Source organism: Streptomyces sp. NPDC048191 (genome assembly GCF_040652655.1).
Classification (GTDB): domain Bacteria; phylum Actinomycetota; class Actinomycetes; order Streptomycetales; family Streptomycetaceae; genus Streptomyces.
On the sequence record NZ_JBEZMO010000059.1, the window covers coordinates 1 to 16574 of the forward strand.

Consider the following 16574-nt stretch of genomic DNA (forward strand, 5'->3'; position numbering starts at 1 on the left):
CACGACGCCGATCTCTACAAAGAACGGAACACCGTCGAGCGCCTGATCAACAAGCTGAAGGCATGGCGGGGAATCGCGACTCGATACGACAAGACGCCCGAGAGCTACCTCGCCGGCCTCCACCTCCGTGCCTCGATGATCTGGATCAACAACCTCCTGAAGGCGACTACGTGATCACAACATCACACAGGCCCTAGTAGGCCAATGAGCTGATACTCACGATGTTCCGTCGGGGCGGAGCCGCATTTCTGCCACCGACGCGGCAAGCTCCCAGCTGGTTTGGTGAATCCATCTGAACCGGCTGAGAAAAGGAGCACGCACATGAGCGATAAGCACAGGGTCAAGAGGGTCGGGGTGATTGCCTCGCTCGCGCTGGTCATGGCTGCCGGGGTAGTCAGCCCCGCCATGGCGGCGGAAGGGACCGTCTCGGGCGTGCAGCGCGGGCACCTCTCGGGTTGCACGGACAAGGGGCTGGACGTGACGGCTGGCCGGGCTCGGCTTGGCGGTGACGGCAGCTGTGGCCTCGAAGTCCACAATGTGTCGCACACCGTCAACCTGCCTCCCGGCGGGCCTACGAGCGTTGAGGCACAGTGCGAGGCCGGCGATCTGGCGATTAGCGGCGGCTTTGTAGCGCCCCAGTTCCAGGGCAGTTTCCAGGCCTTCAGACAAGCAACGACCGACACCCCAGGCGACACCTGGCGCGTCACAGTCACCAACCCCGGTCCCAACGCTGTGTCGTTTACCGTTTTCGCGTCCTGCGTACGCGGTAACGTCGACAGCAAGTCCAACAGGCCGTAAGCGCTCAGCCGGCGCTCGCTGGCCGTCCTCACGGCTTCTCGGCAACCGTGCCAGGCCGCGGTCATACCGTGTTCCCAGCATGTGCCGCCCAGCCGAGTCCGAGTGCGGCCAGCACCTGCTGAAGCGGGCTGGCTTCAGCCTAATCCCCCTTGTAGCGACAGGTCCGTGAAGCTCCTGCTTTTCGGATCTGTTCGAGTACCGGGATGTTGTCATCTTGTTTCAGCCCGGCAGGCCATGCCTTGCTGCCGAGCGGTGCGACGCCCTGGTGCTCACGGCGGTGGTGGTCGGGCGGGTGTCGAGACGACGGCTGCCGTAATCCGGGCATGAGATGCCTCTACGGAGATCGCGCCGGTCTCGACGCCTCCCCGGCCGCCACCGCGCGGATGGTGGTGGTCCCGTGGGCGCCGAGCGGATGCCTGAATCACGCCGGCTTTGCGCCTCGCTGTAGACCTCGCGGCGTTCGGCGCCTTTTCGGTCCGAACTCGGAGGGCATCTCTCGCCACTGGGCGCTGGACCGGAACCGCCAGATCACCCCCTCGAACTGCTCCCGCAGCCGCGCGGGGTACGGACCGTACTCGCCTATCGGCAGGTACGGCTCGATGAACTCCCACTGCTCAAGGACTCCGTTAGGTCTTCACGTCGGGCCTGTTGAGGAGCATGTTGGGTGCGTGGACGCACTTCAAGTGAACCGGTTCCGGGCGACGTTGGCGTTATTCGTAGCCGATGTATTTGCCTCGGTGCCACGGAAGGATCAACGGGCGAAGGGCGAATGCTACCTGCGGGGGCTGATGCTGGACGGTCGTCGTAAGTCGATCCAGGCGATGGCTTCGCGGCTGCCGGACGGCAACGAGCAGAATCTGCAGCAGTTCGTGAACCAGTCCACGTGGGATCCGGTTCCGGTGCAGCGGCGCATCTGCGAGCGGATGCTGCCGCGGATCGACCCGACGGCCCGGGTGATCGATGATGTGTCGGTGCCCAAGGACGTCCGGATGTCGGTCGGCGTGGCTCCGCAGTACTGCGAAGCGTTGGGCAAGCGGGCGAACTGCCAGGTCACGGTCAGTGTCCACGCCGCGAGTGATACCGCCTCCTGTCCACTGCAGTGACGCCTGTTGCTGCCTGAAGAATGGGCCTCGGACACCGAGCGCCGGACCGTGACCCGCGTTCCGCCCGAGGTCACGCATCGCGAGATGTGGCGCCTGGCCTTGGACATGCTCGACACGCTGGCCGGCTGGGGCATGAGGCCGCCGGTCGTGGTGGCCGACGCCGCCTACGGCACCAATGCACACCTGCGAGCCGCGCTGTCCGACCGCGGAATCGGCTACGTGCTGGCCGTCCGCGCGGGCGTGACCGCCCACCCGTTCGACGCCGAGCCTGTGGCACCGGAACGCAAACGTCCCATCGGCTGCTGGCCCCAGCCCCGCTACCGCCACCCCGCACCGTCGGTGGCGTCCCTGGCCGCCGGCCTCGGACAGAACTCCTTCACCGCCCTCGCCTGGCGGCAGGGATCGCGCGGAGAGTTACGTTCCCGCTTCGCTGCCCTGCGTGTCCGTCCTGCGGGCAAGGCCGTCGAGCGTCCGATCAAGGCCGCTGCTTCGGCCGAGCAGGGCTGGTGGGACGGTGTTCTGCCGGCGTGCTGGCTGCTGGTCGAATGGCCCGAGGACGCCGAGGCTCCCACCATTACTGGCTGTCCAATCTGCCGGCCGACACCCCACTGGTCGAGCTGGTGCGTCTGGCCAAGGTCCGCTGGCGCAACGAGCACGAATACCGCGAACTCAAGCACGGCCTCGGCCTGGACCACTTCGAAGGCCGGTCCTGGCCCGGATGGCAGCACCACGTCACCCTCGTGACAGCCGCCCATGCCTTCCTGACCGAACAGCGTCTGGTCCCAGAAGTACCCGGTCAAGGTTCTCCCTCTACCAGATCCTCGACGCCCTCCAGGACGTCTTGAGGTGCTGGACCGGCATCTGCACGACCTGCCAACAGCCGCTTCCCAGCAGGACACACACAACACCAAGATCAAGACCGACCTAGCGGAGTCCTACTAGTGCCGCATCAGACAACGTTCGCCCTGTCGGCCTTGCCCGGGCCAGGGTGTAGTCCTTCGTGATACGTTCCTGCCGCCGTGCACTGCTGCGAACTGAGGAGGTGAGACCGATCAACGCTGTGACAGGTCGGGCCTCCCTCCCTCGCATGGCCTAGGGAGCGCCCGCAGAGGCATCCCGAAAGGCATGAACCGCTATGCGCTTCATATCTGAGACGTCGTCCGAGGGCGTCCGCGAACAGCTCTTCACCGTCGGCGACATTCCTGGCGTGTTGTGGACGCCAGAAGGTGCCGTCGCCACTCGTCCGCTCGTCTTGATCGGACACGGTGGCGGTCAGCACAAGAAGGCCCCTGACGTCCTGGCTCGTGCACGCAGCTTCGTGACCGAATGCGGTTTCGCGGTCGTGGCGGTCGACGTTCCCGCCCATGGCGACCGGCCGAAGGTTGAGGAGTACGACCGGCTCGCGACTGAGAACCAGGCTCGCGTGGAAGCCGGTGAAGAGTTGGCCCCGCTGATCGCCGACTTCCAGGCGCTCGTGGCCCGCCAGACCGTGCCGGAATGGCGGGCGGTCCTGGACGCGGTTCAGCAACTCGAGCACGTAGGCGTCGGCCCGGTGGGTTACTGGGGGGTTTCGCTGGGATGCGGACTCGGTGTTCCGTTCGTCGCTGCCGAACCGCGGGTCCGCGCGGCGGTACTGGGCTTGGGTGGGGTGCTGGCGTCGGCCGAGGCCGCCGCGCGGATCAGCGTCCCAGTGGAGTTCTTGGTGCAGTGGGACGATGAGCGGGTGCCGCGGGTTCAGAGCTTGGCGCTGTTCGACGCCTTGGCCTCGGCCGAGAAAACGTTGCACGCCCACCCCGGCAAGCACGGGGAGATCCCGGCATTCGAGCTGAAGAGCACGCTGAGGTTCTTCGCCCGGCACCTCGGCTGATACCGCCGCCTGCCGTCCGCGACGCGCCGATCGGGAACCGGATCCCGATCGGCGCGTTCACTGAAACTGGTCGGCGTGGCCGACAGAGTTCAGGTTCGACACCTCGACGATGACGAGGGACAGCGCCTGCTGCGGATCATCCGCAGAGGCACCGGGTCAGTGGTGACATGGCGGCGGGCCCAGATGGTCCTACGGTCCGCGCAGGGCATGCCGGTGGCGAAGATCGCCGAGGTGTCGTTCACGAGCGCGGACCGGGTGAGGGATGTGATCCACAACTTCAACACGGACGGCTTCGACTCGCTGTACCCGAAGTACAAGGGCGGCCCGAAGCCCTTCACGCTGCCCGAGCGGCGCGAGATCAAGAAGACCGCGAAGTCGAAGCCGACCGAGCACGACCTGCCGTTCTCCACCTGGAGCCTGACCAAGCTGGCGGACTTCCTGGTCGCCGAGGGGGTGGTCGACGACATCAGACATGAGGGCCTGCGCATCCTGCTCCGCGAGGAAGGCGTCTCCTTTCAACGCCTGAAGACCTGGAAGACCTCCCGCGATCGGGACTACGCAGCCAAGAAGGGGTCGAGCACCTCTACGCGATCACCGACGGCGAGGTCATACCCGAGGACGGCGAGCCCGAAGTGGTCTTCTGCATGGACGAGTTCGGGCCGCTCAACCTGATGCCGCACCCCGGCCGTCAGTGGGCCGAACGCGGGGGCAAGCACAAGGATCCCGACCGGGAACCGCGCCGCAGGCGGCGGGCCACGTACAACCGCTACGGCGGCGTGCGACCTCTTCGCAGCCCTGGACCTGGCCCGGGACAAGCGGGGCCACCGCGAACAACGTCGAGATGGCCTACACGCCGACGAACAGTTCCTGGCTCAACCGCATCGAAGCCCAGTTCACCGCCCTGCGCTACTTCACCCTCGACTGCACCGACCACACCACCCACAAGGAGCAGGGCAGCATGATCCGCCGCTACATCATCTGGCGAAACCGCCACGCCGACCACCAACGCCTACAGGAGGTCGTCGACAGGGCGAACGTTGCCTGACGCAGCACTAGTCGCCGAATTCCTCGCCGACACTGCCATCGATGAGGGCCGGTGGCGTCAGTGTCCGCAGGTCGGCGACTGGGCCATGCTGCCGGACGCCTGGTAGGGCGTGCCCGGGCCGTTGCACGTCGCGGAGCCACCGTCACGCATCTGCCACACGATCTTCGACACCTTCGCGGTCGCGGTGACGGTTGTCCCGCCCGCCGAGGCAGGCCACCGAGTACTTCTACAGCCCGGCCGGCGACCTGCCCGGCCTCGACCCGCGCACCGGCAAGCAGGTCTGGCACGCGCACATCGACACCGGCTAACCACAACCCGGCGGCCTCTCGGACACCACCCAACTCCTGCTCTACCAGGACGCGCTGATCGCCGGGAACGGCAGCAAGATCATCTCTCTCCTCCCGCCGACCGGCCACTGATACGAGCGACGACGGGCCGGGGCGGTACGTGCGCCCCGGCCCGTCGTCCCGATCCAGGCGCCCAGAGGGACCTCTCCGGCTCCCCCCTCACGATGGCCCGATGTGGCTGGCTGGCTGGCGGGCGGGTTCACGCCCGCAAGACCGAGCCCTAGACTGCCACCGCTCCGAAATCTGACGATCTTTTGGAGGGTGTACAGAATGAACCGAGCTCTCATGACCGCATTGGCGGCGGCCGCGTTGGTCGTGTCCGGGGGCAGCACCACCGCCTCCGCCTCCGATGCCCCGCCGCGCACCACGCCCGGCCCCTGCCAGTACACCCAGACCCCGGACGAACCGGCGGCGCGGCCGGTTCCCCTGCCGCCCGATCCACGACACACCCCCAGCCACGGCACAGTCGATGTGCCCGTCCGGACCAGCCAGGGCCCGCTCCCGCTACGCCTGGACCGGGCGAAGGCACCGTGCACGGTCCAAAGCTTCGTGCACCTGGCGCAGCACCGGTTCTACGACCGCACGGTGTGCCATCGTCTGACGGCGTACCCGACGCTGAAGGTCTTGCAGTGCGGCGACCCGACCGGAACCGGCGAAGGCGGGCCGGGGTACAAGTACAAGGACGAGCTGCCGGTGGACCTGCCGCCGGCACCGAGCGATCCGACCGGCGCCCGTCGCCTTTACGGGCGCGGCCTGCTGGCGATGGCCAACGCCGGCCCGAACACGAACGGTTCACAATTCTTCGTCGTCTACGGCGACTCCGCACTGCGACCGAACTACACGGTGTTCGGCACGGTCGGCGCCACCGGCTTGAAGACCCTCGACAAGATCGCTACCGGCGGAATCGCACCAACTGCTCAGGACCCGGCGCCCGTCGACGGCACACCCGTGCTGCGCACGGAACTGCTTACCGTCCGACCGTCCTGCCGACCTTGACCCATCGTGGCGCGCTCAGCACGGCCCAGCGATGCGACTGGCCGCGCCACGGCGATACAGGTCACACCAATGACGGCGCCATCGGCGCAGGGCAACGAGCCGCGGAAGATGCAGCGTTCACCGGGTTCCTCCGAGGATGCCCGGGCCTTCAGGCTGGGGAGGGCTCGGACTCCTGCGGAGCAGGGCCGGCCGGCGGCGGTCTGGCGTGCCACGTACTCGCGGGTGCGGGAGTCGCTGGCCATACGGACCAGGGCGACGCGGTAGAGGGCCGCGTTGGCGGCTCGGTCGCCGCCGCGTGAGAGGCGGTGCCGGTTGGTCCGGCCGCTGGAGGCGGGGACGGGCGCGGCTTCGCAGAGGGCGGCAAAGGAAGCCTCGGTCCGCATGCGTTCGGGATTGCCTCCGGCGGTGACAGGAGCTGGGCCGCGGTGTCGGGGCCGACACCGTGGGTGGCCCGCAGGCCGGGGTTGTGGACGCTCACCACACTGTCCATGGCCTTGACCAGGGTCGCGTGCTCGACGGTCAGCTCCTTGACGCGTCGGGCAAGGCTCTTGAGGGCGGTGAGCACCGTGATGTGGAGTGTGTCACCGGTCGGCCGGAGCCGGGCCAGGGCGTCGGTGCGGTCCGTTCCTTTGAGCTGGCCGTACTTGGCGCGGATGGTCTCGGGAGCGGTGATGAGGATGCTGCCGATCTGGTTCAGTGCTGCCGTACGGGCCTTCACCGCGGAGCGGGCGGCATTGTGCAGGGCGCGTATGCCGGCGACGGTGTCGTCTTTGGGAGCACTGGAGGCCCGTCCGGACAGGGCGGCCCGGGCGGCGGCGTAGGCGTCGATATGAGGCTCTTGATGGCCCCGGCCTCTGGGGGCGGGTCCGAGGCGGCAGGCACGGGAGTGCCGTGATTTTGCCGACGGTGGTCATGTCGGCCCGCATGTAGGCATCGTCGCCGATCACCCTGCGCGGCGAGCCCGCCGTCCGGGTTGCTGATCTTCATGGCCATGCCGACCAGGTCCTTCTCACTGGACTCGTCGAGGGGCTTCCTCGACTGCACGGTGACCCTGATCCGCGCGCCACTGATCAACTTGGCAGCCTCATCAGGCATCTCCTCACGGGGCGCGGGATCGGACTGGGCATCCAGCGCCCTCAGGGACCTGACGTCGGTGTCCAGGTCGAGCTCTAAGGAGAGCGTCTTCTTCTTGCCGAGGTCCTCGAAAGCCCCGTCGCGCTTCTTGCCGGCGGACAGCTGCTCCACCGTGGAACAGGCGGCGGAGCCTGCGAGGACGGCACCGACGACGGCGGGGGCGGTCAGGGTCTTGCGTATGGCGTTGATGACGGTCTCCTCATGAGTTCGATCACGGTGTGATCGATCAGGAGACTCACAACCTGCCCACAGGCTTGCCCGCGTTCCGCCACGGGTGACGGTCCCCGCCGGACGGGCGTGGCCCGTCGCGGGCTGGATCAGGCGCTCGCCGCTGCGCTCTGCGCACCCCTGTGGTTCAGGACACCACGGCCTGTTCCTCTACGGCAACGGGTCCCTGACCGACAACGACGGGTGCGTCAGGACCAAACGCTGTCGCCTGCCCCTGTCGACGGGCGCGGGCAACGGTTCGAACCCATCGCGCCCCCGGAGTGCGGAAGGTGACAGGGGCGATATGAGGAGGCGGCGCCGCTCCCCGTGGGTGCGTGGGCCGGCGTTGTCTGTGCGTCAGGCCAGTACGTGAGGATGCTGAAACGGCTGGAGGCCGCCCCGCTGACTCGGCCCCCGAACGCGCGAGCCGGTGCCACGCCGTCCATGGACGCCGCCGGTGTGCCGCACGACCCTGATCCATTGGACATGCCGGTGCAGCGGTTAGATCGCCGACTGCCGGGAGGACCTGGAGCACGAGTATGTCACCGCCGCCGACGACAGATGTCAGGGAACCGAAGCTTCCGAATCTCTTCGGCCGAACCACAGGGCGATCTGTGTGCGTGAGCGAAGACCCAGCTTGTCGCGCACCCTGTCCAGGTGCGTGGCGACCGTATGCGCCGAAAGCCCGAGCTCCTCCGCGATCTGCCGGTTGGTCAGCCCCTTCGCGACGCGTTCGACCACCATGAATTCCCTGGCGGTCAGCCGCCACGGCTCGTCGCCGATCCCCATGGTGTCAGGCCCCCGCCGGACCTGCTCACCGCTGCCTGTCCGCAGGGCGTAGGCGACGAGCCGGTCCCCGCGCAGCTTGCGAGCACCGACGACCGCGGCCTCCCGCGCCGCCGTCGGCAGCAGGGTCCGGGCACGGGCCGCCGCCTGCTCGATCCTGCGCCGCCAGGGCGCTTCGGGCGCGGTGTCCAGCCGACGTCGCGCCTGGGCGCTCGCCTCACACAATCGCAGGGCGCGCTGCATGTCACCGCTCTCTGCGGCCACCAGCGCCAAGCCCTCGACGGGGTACAGCGCGTGAAAGCTTCCTCCGGGGGCGATGCGCAGCACCTCGGCGAAGAGGGCCTCGGCGCTCTCCAGTTGCCCCAGAGCCAGCCGTACGGCGCCTGCGGTGTGCAGCGCGGCCGCGGCCCGGGGCCACGGTGCCCGCTCCCTGAGCACCGGAAGGCAATCCGCCATCAGCTCGTCGGCCTCGCACTCCCCGCCCGCCTGGAGCAGCGCCCAGGCCAGGTGCTGGGTACACCACGCGACGTCCTCGGGTGAGCCGAGCGGGCTGACGATGTCCAGGCACGCACGCAGATCCGTGACGGCCTCGGCGAAGGCGCCGCGACACAGCCACGCCGCCGCCCTGGCGTCGAGCGCGTTGGCGAGCCCGGTGGGCACGTGACGCCGTCGTTCCAGGCTCACCGCCTGCTCGCCCAGGGACAGTGCTCGGTGCGGGTCGGCCTGCTGGGCGGCCACGCGTGCGGCGAGCGCGGCCACCTCCCCGCCCAGTGCCCGGCCGCCGGGTTCCCGCAGCAGTCCGCTCAGCAGTGCGCCCGCGGCCGACGGTTGCTCCTGCTGGTAGTGCACCCGGGCCAGCTCCAGGGTCAGCCGTACCCGCGCGGCCTCGCCCCGGCCGGTAGCGTGGGCCGGAACCGAGGCGAGGTTGTCCCGTTCCGCCGTCAGCGGGCTGCTCGCCTGGTCGGCGAACACATCACCACCATCTCGCTCGGCCACCTCGTGGAGCCAGGCGAGGGCGCTGCGCAGGGTGGGGCCCAGCTCGCCGGATGCGCGCAGACGTTCCATGGCGTAGGCGCGGATGACACTGAGCTGCCGGAAGCGGGTGGGCACGGCGTCCCCCGGCAGCCGTACGATCAGTGACTTCGCCTCGAGCGCGCACAGGAGGGGAAAGACCTCTCGCCGCCCGATGCCGCCGCCGGCGCACACCGAGCGCGCCGCGGCCAGATCGAACCCTCCGACAAGGACCGCGAGGCGCCGGAAGACGGCCTGTTCCGCCGGATCCAGCAGCCGATGGCTCCAGTCGACGGCGGTGGCGAGCCCGCTGTGCCGCCGGGGCCCGGTCCTGCTGCCACCGGCCAGGAGGTCCAGCTGGCACAACTGGTCGTCCAGGCCCGCGAGGATGTCGCCCGGCGCGAGGGTGCCGATGTGACCGGCCGCGAGTTCCACGGCGAGGGTCAGACCGTCCAGCCGTCGGCAGATCTCCGCGACCAGCCGGCCGTTGTTCCGGTCCAACACGAACCCGGGCGAGCGACGCGCGGCGCGTTCCACGAACAGCCGTACCGCGTCTGCCCGCAGCAGGGCCGTCACGTCGTCCCCGGCGTCCGCCGGTGGCAGGGACAGCTCGCCGACCCGGAACACGGTCTCCCCAGGCACCCGCAATGCCTCACGGCTCGTGGCCAGGATCCGCAGCCGGGGGCAGCGGCCCAGCAGGGTCACGACCAGCCCGGCGCACGGTTCGGCCAGGTGCTCGCAGTTGTCCAGAAGCAGCAGCCGGGAGGCGTCACCGATGGCACGGACCAGGAGGTCGCCGCCGGTGTGGCCGGCCCGTTCGCGCACGCCCAACGCGGCGGCCACGAACTGCGTCAGAGTTGCACCGTCCCGCAGCGAGCCGAGCTCCACCAGGTCGACCCGGCCGTACCGGCTCGATAGCCCCCTGGCGAACTCCAACGCCAGCCGCGTCTTGCCCACACCGCCCGCCCCTGTCAGCGTGAGCAGCCGTGTGCTGCTGAGCAGCGCGCGCAGGCCCGACAGCTCCCGTTGCCGGCCGACGAAGGAGTCGAGCGCCGGCGGCAGAGCGCGGGTGCGGGTTGCTGCGGTCGCTGCAGCGGGTGCCACGGGGGGAGCCGCAGCCGACGCGGCACCCTGGGTACGGGCGGCGTCCCGTGCTGCCGTGCGCCGCCGAAGTGCCCGTTGCCGGCAGGCGTTGGAACAGTACCGAGCCGGCCGGCCGCCCTGCGGCCTCGTGATCAGCGCCGTACCGCATACCTCGCACGTTCGACTCCGGCTCATCCCCGTTTCCTGGCCGCGCGTTCTCGTGCCGAAACCATGCGCGGCGCGTGGGCGGTGCGCGCGGCGGCCGGAACCGTCCCAGAGCCCGGCCACCGCTCGCGGAGGACCGTCAGGGTGTGGCGCTGGGGTCGATCCCGAGCACGACGGTCCCGGTCACGCCCCTGCCCAGGTCGCTGCCCGTCTGGGTGAGGGTCAACAAGGTGGCCGAACCGCCGTTGCGGTAGATGCCGTCCCTCGCGTTGAGCGTGCGCGTGGCGGTGTTGTTCCGGTAGGGGGACAGGGCGGCCACCCTGGTGTTGTACGTCTCCGGGAAGTAGAGCTGGCCGGTGTGGGATACGTGGCCTCCGTGATAGGTCCCGTTGGAGACGGTGCCGCCGGCGTGCGTCTTGACGTGGATGTGGAGGGCCCGGCCGACGTACCACCCCGGGTAGACGGTGGTGAATTCCGCGACCCCGGACGCGTCGGTCAGCTGCACACCGCGCAGGAAGGTCGTGTCGGGGGTGGATCCGCCGGCGACGTAGCCGGAATAGATCCCCAGCGCGTCACAGTGCCAGATGTCGACGGCCGTGCTGGGTAGCGCGGCGCACGTGGTGCTGTCTACGACCGTGACGCGCAGGGTCAGCGGAACGCCGGCCTTGCCCTCGGTGATGTCCTTGCGGACCCGTTCCAGGTCCAGGTAGTAGGGGCCCTCGGTCTGCTCGGGCGTGAGGACGCACGCCGCGGCGAGCGGGGGAGTGGGCCGGTCCGCGCTCCGGGGCGCTGTGGCCGCGGCCTGCGTGGCGGCGAGTCCCAGTGCGGCCACGCCGAGCGTGGCGCCGCCGAGGGTGGCGATGACGGACCTGCGGGTGGCGCCGGCCGGGCCCTCGGCCGGCTCGGGGGTGCGCTGCGGGTCCGTGGCGTTGTGGTGGGGGGCGTCAGTCATGCATCGACCATGGCGCCCACGACGTTCTACCGGATCGCTCGGACGAGCGACGAGATCGGATGCGTTACGAAACCCGTGCGGGTCCTTCCCCCCGCTCTCAGAGGGCGTTAACGGCGAGATGCGCGAGCACCTCGACAAGTTCCACACCGTCCGCGAGGACACCGGCGCCCCCTCGGCTTGGTCGGCGGCCGCTACGCCCCGATCCAGAACTGGCAGGGCTTCGAGTTCCTGCAGGGACTGGTGGCCGCTTCGTTGTGGCCAGGGTTTGCGGTTGACCGTTGACCGTTTCCTCAGCTGGTCGCCGACCGCCTAGGGGGATAGCAGTCAGGCGAGTGACGCCCATGGCTGCCTCGCGTAGAACTGGTTGACCAGCGCCACTTCGTGACTCTAGGTGCTGCCCCGGACACAAGGCCTTTCGCGCAAGTAGGTGCGAACCCGCTGGTAGCTGCCCTTGTAGCCGAGCGGCACGATCTCTCCCCAGAGCGTCCAGGCGTTCGTGCAGCTGTCGTTGCAGCGGTCATCGAGGGAGGTCTTGTACTCGTCGAGTACGGAAGTTCGGTTCTGCCACTGGCCGGCGAAGAGGTCCTCCGGCCTGGCAGCATCGGCGTCCTTGACGGCGTGGTGGACCATCCCGAGCTGCCGCTGGATCGCGCGACGGCTGTGGCCTGTCTTCAGCAGCGCGTGGATGGTGGTGTGCGTGGTGCGGGTGGGGTGGCTGGCTTCGTTCACCTTCAGTGACAGCGTTTCTCGACCAGTTTGAGCAGCGGTTAGCGATCTCTGGGGCGATAAATGTTCGCGAGTTCTGACGGCGCTCCGCGTCAGTGATCTCGGCCCGCAGTTCGTGCGGAACAGTCGTGTCCGTAACCGGGCAGGCCCATGACGTTCAGCACAGGTTCTTCGCCCTCGGGGATCTCGAAGGTGAAGTTCGCTCCTGACGGGATGGCCATGAGCGAGCACTGATCGCCGAAGGTCAACGGCGGATAGGGCACCCAGGAACAACCGGCCTTGTCCAAGGCGGAAACGACGTCCGCGTACTTGAGCCATGCCCGGAAGGTGCCCGTCCCCCCGACAACCGACGGAGGGAGTTCGACGACGTCACGCCAGGTCTGGACACAGATGAGGGAGACCTTGCGGCAACGGCAGACACTCAGCTCAAGGTCCCCGTAGGCGAAGAGCCTTGGCCACCTTCTGTTCCGGCTCATCGCGCCGATGTCCCATGGCTTGCCGAGTGCCGCGGTCACTTCGTTCCAGTCGGCTCCGCTGGACACCGGGCCCAGTCGGCCTGTCTTCGCCATGCTGGTCAGGACATCGAGTATCTCCACGAGGCGGAGCCTGACAGGCGCCCTGACCAGCAGTCCAGCGATCTCCGGGGCCAGCCCGCCGCAGTCTGTTCGGCTCGGGCTCGAGCGCTGGCGAGGCGGTAGGCGTCGGTGCCGGGTTCGACGTAGCGGACTTTGGTCCACGGGACACCGCCCAACGCCCGCAGGGCGTGGATGCCCTTCGAAGAAGGTCTCCTGCCCGCAGGACGCGAAGACGCGGTGGACGGCCTTACCCGAATAGGACGGACGGAAGGAGAGGAGGTAGCAGGCCACCAGCTCGCCGGCGAGGCGGATCGTGACGTGGCCGAAGCCGACCTCCGCTTCGTGACCAGGCAGATGGGTCTGCGGGACGAATGCCTCCAGCTGTGCCTTGCCGGACTCGACCAGGATCTCTGGCTTCCGGGCTGCGACGTAGGAGCGGACCACCCCGTCGGAGACGTCGGCGCCGTGTTCCCCGACCAGCCGGGGAAAGATCCGGATGACGATGTGACTGCGGGGCGCATCCAGGCCCGCCCGACGGATCTCATCGATCACCGGCTTGTACCGGTCCAGTCCGGTCGCCCGCGGAGGCAGCTTCTTACGCGGTGCCGGCCAGGACGAGTGCGATCAGTCCGGCCTCGGTCATCGCGGTCACGGCGAGCTCGTCGCCGATCACCCGGCACCACACCCGAGCGCCGACGAGACCGGGCGGGGTGGAGTAGCGGACCGCACCGAAGCTGATGGTCTGGTCGTCGTCGGCGACCCGCTCGTCGCCGAGGGCCGCGTGGTGCGGGGCAGCTGGGACGGGTGGAGGTGCTCATGCTCGGCGGCCAGCCGCAGCACCGGGGCGGTCTTGTTGGAGCGGTGCGGGCGGGCGTTGACCTGCTCGCACCAGGCGTCGCACTCGGCGGCCAGCTCGGCGCACGAGCCGTACTCGGCTCGCAGGTTGGCGGTGGGCGGCACCAGATCCGCTTTCGCGATCTTCACGGTGGCCTCGACACCACCCTCGGACTCCGGGGCGAACGGCTCACGGGTCGCAACCGTGCAGCCATAGTGTTTGCCCGCGGCCACGATCTCCGGGAGGCGGAACGCGATCCCGGCGACGCGGTCGACGGTGACGGTGCGCGGGTTGTCGATCAGCACGTAGGCCGGCACCCCGCCGAGTCGGCGCAGGATGGCGTCCAGGCAGGCGCAGGCCACCAGGGTGCCCAAGGTCTGGTTCCAGGGCGGGATGACGACCCGGAAGCGGGACCAGGACAGCCAGGCGCAGAACAGCTGGGTGCGGCGGCTGGCCACCTTCGGACCCTCACCCCAGTCGAGTTGGAGCCACATGCCCGGCTCGGGCATCTTCTCTGAACTTGCCTGAGTGATGATCGAGTCCGTCGCCTCAGTGCTCGCGGTGGAGTTCGTGGTAGGTGCGGAAGTCGAAGAAGCGAAGGCCGTCGACCACGGTTCCGGACTGGATTTCCTCCAGAGTCCAGGGATGGGCGGAGTAGTCGTCGGTGGCCACTCCTCCATGCTCAAGCAACAGCGCGACCAGTCGGTGAACCTCTGCGGTGCCGTCGATCCGCCCGGAGACATCGATCTGCACTGCCCAGCTGGGGTGGTGTCCGACGGCCGCTTCGAGGACCGTGACGTCGTCGGGATCCCAGTCGGAGAAGAGGTAGCCGGTCTGCTCATCGTCGATGTCTATGTAGAGGTTGCCGTCCAGAGTCCACGGATCCCGCTGCTGAGGAAGGCGCTGATCAAGTGAGGCGATGGCCTCAGCTCGCTCACCTGCGGGAAACACGAAAACGCTGCGCATGTGATGGAGCGTAGGTGGTGCGGCTTCTCGGCGACTACTGCTATTCAGGGCTGGTGCGGGTCAGCCGATGGAGTGCGGACGACGATGTCTGCGAAGGTGGGCATGCCGAGGTCGACGGCGGCAGTGCGTTGAGTGCGATGTGCCGGTTTGGTGTCAGTGGGTGGGTGTCAGTGCCGGCAGGTCAGACTGGGGTGTTTTCCCCTGTTCGGGCGTTCATGAAGGACAGCGTCACTGCCGTGGGGCGGTTTCTGCAGTCGGTACGGCTGTCATGTGGCGGTACACCCCGCTCCGTTCCGCTGTCTTGGGAACGGTACTTCTGATTCTTCCGAGGGCTGCGCGGCTGCACCGTGGTGGGCGTTGGTTTCCGCGGCGGAAGGGCGTGGGGTGGGCGAGCCGTGCGCGTGGGGTGAGGTGACGGCGGGACTGGGGTGTCCAGGCCGGTGCTGGTTGCGTGGCTGCTGGAGGTTGATGCGGCCGGGGCCTTGACGACGGCGCATGTGCGTGCGGGCGCCCAGGTTGGCGGGGTGAGCGTGCGGACGCGCCGCAGGAGGGCGACGCGGCGAAGACGTCTGTGACGCTGCCACCGCGTCTCGGACCAGAGGCGGCTAGCGGCTTGCCGGTGGGGGAGAGCGGCGCGGCGATGGGCGTGGCGTTGCCAGCGGGAGCGCGCAGCTGGTGTCGACGTCGTCAGTGCGGGCGGTGGCCGAGGTGGTCGGGCAGGCGATGGCGATGGTGGACGCGGTGCGTGTGTTCGGCGACCCGGGCCGGGGCAAGACTGTCGCGGTGCGGATGGCGCTCCGTGGAGTGCCTCCGGGCTGGAAAGTGACGTGGGTGCCGGTAACGGTGCGCCCGTCGGTGGCTGGCATGAGGCGGGCCAGAAGACCCAGATGCTGTGAGGGTTCCGGTGGTTCGCAGCGTTGACGGTGGCGAAGGTGTCGGAGGGGGCGGTTGTGGATGGTCAGCATCGTCTGACACACGGAACTGTGGATTCATCTGGGCTCGTCCCAGGACGATCACGGAGCGTTCGGGTCTGCGGGCCATGATCCATAGCATGAACCGGATGAATGCCGCACGCGGTGTTCCGGGCGTTGAACGTGATCTGCAGCGTGGAGGCGTGTGCCAGGACGCCGGCGTCGAGGCACCTGATCGCCGTCCGCTGGCGCGACTGTCTGGGGGTGCTCGACGGGTATCGAGTGTCAGAAGGGTCGTGACATCCCTCCACTATGGGCAAATAGTTAGTGCAATCGGATGAATGATTTCGGCCTGCCGGAATAGATTTATCCCTTCTTATGGGATGGTGTGTGCGGCAATGATGCCTGTTCTCAAACCCTGGACAGGCTAACGTTAGGCCCGTAGTGAAAGGCACACGCGATGCGGACGTTCGGGTCAAGAGCCCTGCTGGTAGCTTGCGCGCTCGCTATGACCGGGAGCCTGGGAATGTCAATGCCTGCCGCGGCAGCAGGACACGGTAACGGTTCTCGGCAAATTCTGGACCTCACGACTACAAACACCCAGAACTTCGGCCCCCCGCAAGGTCCGGGCTCCCGATTTGGGGGCACGGGAAATACCACCAAAACGAGAACCGGCAAGCCGTTCGGCACCTTCGTGTTCGACTGCGTGGTCGGTGGCCGGAATGCTGCTCCGGGTATCAGCGTGCAATGCCTGCAGTCGCTCGCCACTCCGCACGGACAGATCACCCTGCAGGGCACCATGCAGATCACCCTGCAAGGCCGCCCGACCTCGTCCTTCCAGGAAGCAATTACCGGGGGCACTGGGGCATACAAAAAGGCGCGTGGTTATGCCCAGTTCACGGTGGTTCCCGAGCGGAGTGCCCGCGTGGTGCTTCACCTCATCACCTGATCTCAGAAAGCAAGAACGGGCGGCAGCAACGGCCGCGCTGAATACGGCTGCGGGGGGGGGGGGGCCGGGGGGGGGGGCCGGCGCCGCCGGGGTTTAAGCGGTTGGGTTGTGGTTGGGT

General features: G+C 68.4%; 11 protein-coding genes and 4 pseudogenes. 6 read left to right on the forward strand and 9 right to left on the reverse strand.

Features of this window, described 5'->3' with window-relative positions:
• The first annotated feature begins 321 nt into the window (after positions 1–321).
• Positions 322–798, forward strand: coding sequence for a hypothetical protein (locus tag AB0D93_RS40775; protein WP_362131585.1), 477 nt, complete (start codon positions 322–324; stop codon positions 796–798).
• A gap of 472 nt (positions 799–1270) precedes the next feature.
• Here the strand turns inward: AB0D93_RS40775 and AB0D93_RS40780 are convergent.
• Positions 1271–1411: pseudogene (locus AB0D93_RS40780) on the reverse strand (transposase); the annotation flags it as partial.
• A 55-nt stretch (positions 1412–1466) separates the two neighbouring features.
• On the opposite strand from AB0D93_RS40780, the pseudogene AB0D93_RS40785 reads away from it, so the two are divergent.
• From AB0D93_RS40785 to AB0D93_RS40800, 4 genes and pseudogenes are all read left to right on the forward strand, one after another.
• Positions 1467–2746, forward strand: a pseudogene (locus AB0D93_RS40785) (IS701 family transposase).
• A 290-nt stretch (positions 2747–3036) separates the two neighbouring features.
• On the forward strand, positions 3037–3768 hold the full coding sequence (locus AB0D93_RS40790; protein ID WP_362131588.1) for an alpha/beta hydrolase: 732 nt from the start codon (positions 3037–3039) through the stop codon (positions 3766–3768).
• Positions 3769–3843: 75 nt separating this feature from the next.
• Positions 3844–4813, forward strand: a pseudogene (locus tag AB0D93_RS40795) (helix-turn-helix domain-containing protein).
• Positions 4814–5631: 818 nt separating this feature from the next.
• A complete protein-coding gene (locus AB0D93_RS40800; RefSeq protein ID WP_362131613.1) occupies positions 5632–6156 on the forward strand; it encodes a peptidylprolyl isomerase in 525 nt (174 codons plus the stop codon).
• Here the strand turns inward: AB0D93_RS40800 and AB0D93_RS40805 are convergent.
• The 8 genes and pseudogenes from AB0D93_RS40805 to AB0D93_RS40840 form a co-directional block, all read right to left on the reverse strand.
• Positions 6078–6542: pseudogene (locus tag AB0D93_RS40805) on the reverse strand (transposase); the annotation flags it as partial. The gene AB0D93_RS40800 and the pseudogene AB0D93_RS40805 sit on opposite strands and share 79 nt — an antisense overlap.
• A 328-nt stretch (positions 6543–6870) precedes the next feature.
• Positions 6871–7401: a hypothetical protein gene (locus tag AB0D93_RS40810; protein ID WP_362131591.1), complete on the reverse strand. Its 531-nt coding sequence runs from the start codon at positions 7399–7401 to the stop codon at positions 6871–6873.
• Positions 7402–8061: 660 nt separating this feature from the next.
• The gene (locus AB0D93_RS40815) at positions 8062–10398 is read right to left on the reverse strand and encodes a LuxR C-terminal-related transcriptional regulator (RefSeq protein WP_362131594.1); all 2337 of its coding nucleotides are present in this window, start codon (positions 10396–10398) and stop codon (positions 8062–8064) included.
• Between the two features lie 283 nt (positions 10399–10681).
• Positions 10682–11494 carry an intradiol ring-cleavage dioxygenase gene (locus tag AB0D93_RS40820; RefSeq protein WP_362131596.1) on the reverse strand — a complete coding sequence of 271 codons (813 nt, stop codon included), beginning with the start codon at positions 11492–11494 and terminating at the stop codon, positions 10682–10684.
• A gap of 387 nt (positions 11495–11881) precedes the next feature.
• Positions 11882–12223 (reverse strand): hypothetical protein, encoded by a 342-nt coding sequence (locus tag AB0D93_RS40825; protein ID WP_362131599.1) that lies wholly within the window; start codon positions 12221–12223, stop codon positions 11882–11884.
• 89 nt (positions 12224–12312) lie between these two features.
• Positions 12313–13347 (reverse strand): hypothetical protein, encoded by a 1035-nt coding sequence (locus AB0D93_RS40830; RefSeq protein ID WP_362131602.1) that lies wholly within the window; start codon positions 13345–13347, stop codon positions 12313–12315.
• 117 nt (positions 13348–13464) lie between these two features.
• Positions 13465–14139: a hypothetical protein gene (locus tag AB0D93_RS40835; protein ID WP_362131605.1), complete on the reverse strand. Its 675-nt coding sequence runs from the start codon at positions 14137–14139 to the stop codon at positions 13465–13467.
• Between the two features lie 40 nt (positions 14140–14179).
• The gene (locus tag AB0D93_RS40840) at positions 14180–14596 is read right to left on the reverse strand and encodes a hypothetical protein (protein ID WP_362131608.1); all 417 of its coding nucleotides are present in this window, start codon (positions 14594–14596) and stop codon (positions 14180–14182) included.
• A gap of 1443 nt (positions 14597–16039) precedes the next feature.
• Between AB0D93_RS40840 and AB0D93_RS40845 the strand changes: the two genes are divergently transcribed.
• Positions 16040–16456: a hypothetical protein gene (locus tag AB0D93_RS40845; RefSeq protein WP_362131610.1), complete on the forward strand. Its 417-nt coding sequence runs from the start codon at positions 16040–16042 to the stop codon at positions 16454–16456.
• Positions 16457–16574: the final 118 nt, after the last annotated feature.

What these genes read in the sequence shown, in the direction of transcription:
- AB0D93_RS40775 (WP_362131585.1), top strand. Translation starts at nt 322, where the DNA reads ATGAGCGATAAGCACAGGGTCAAGAGGGTCGGGGTGATTGCCTCGCTC.
- AB0D93_RS40790 (WP_362131588.1), top strand. Translation starts at nt 3,037, where the DNA reads ATGCGCTTCATATCTGAGACGTCGTCCGAGGGCGTCCGCGAACAGCTC.
- AB0D93_RS40820 (WP_362131596.1), bottom strand. Translation starts at nt 11,494, where the DNA reads ATGACTGACGCCCCCCACCACAACGCCACGGACCCGCAGCGCACCCCC.
- AB0D93_RS40835 (WP_362131605.1), bottom strand. Translation starts at nt 14,139, where the DNA reads ATGCCCGAGCCGGGCATGTGGCTCCAACTCGACTGGGGTGAGGGTCCG.
- AB0D93_RS40840 (WP_362131608.1), bottom strand. Translation starts at nt 14,596, where the DNA reads ATGCGCAGCGTTTTCGTGTTTCCCGCAGGTGAGCGAGCTGAGGCCATC.
- AB0D93_RS40845 (WP_362131610.1), top strand. Translation starts at nt 16,040, where the DNA reads ATGCCTGCCGCGGCAGCAGGACACGGTAACGGTTCTCGGCAAATTCTG.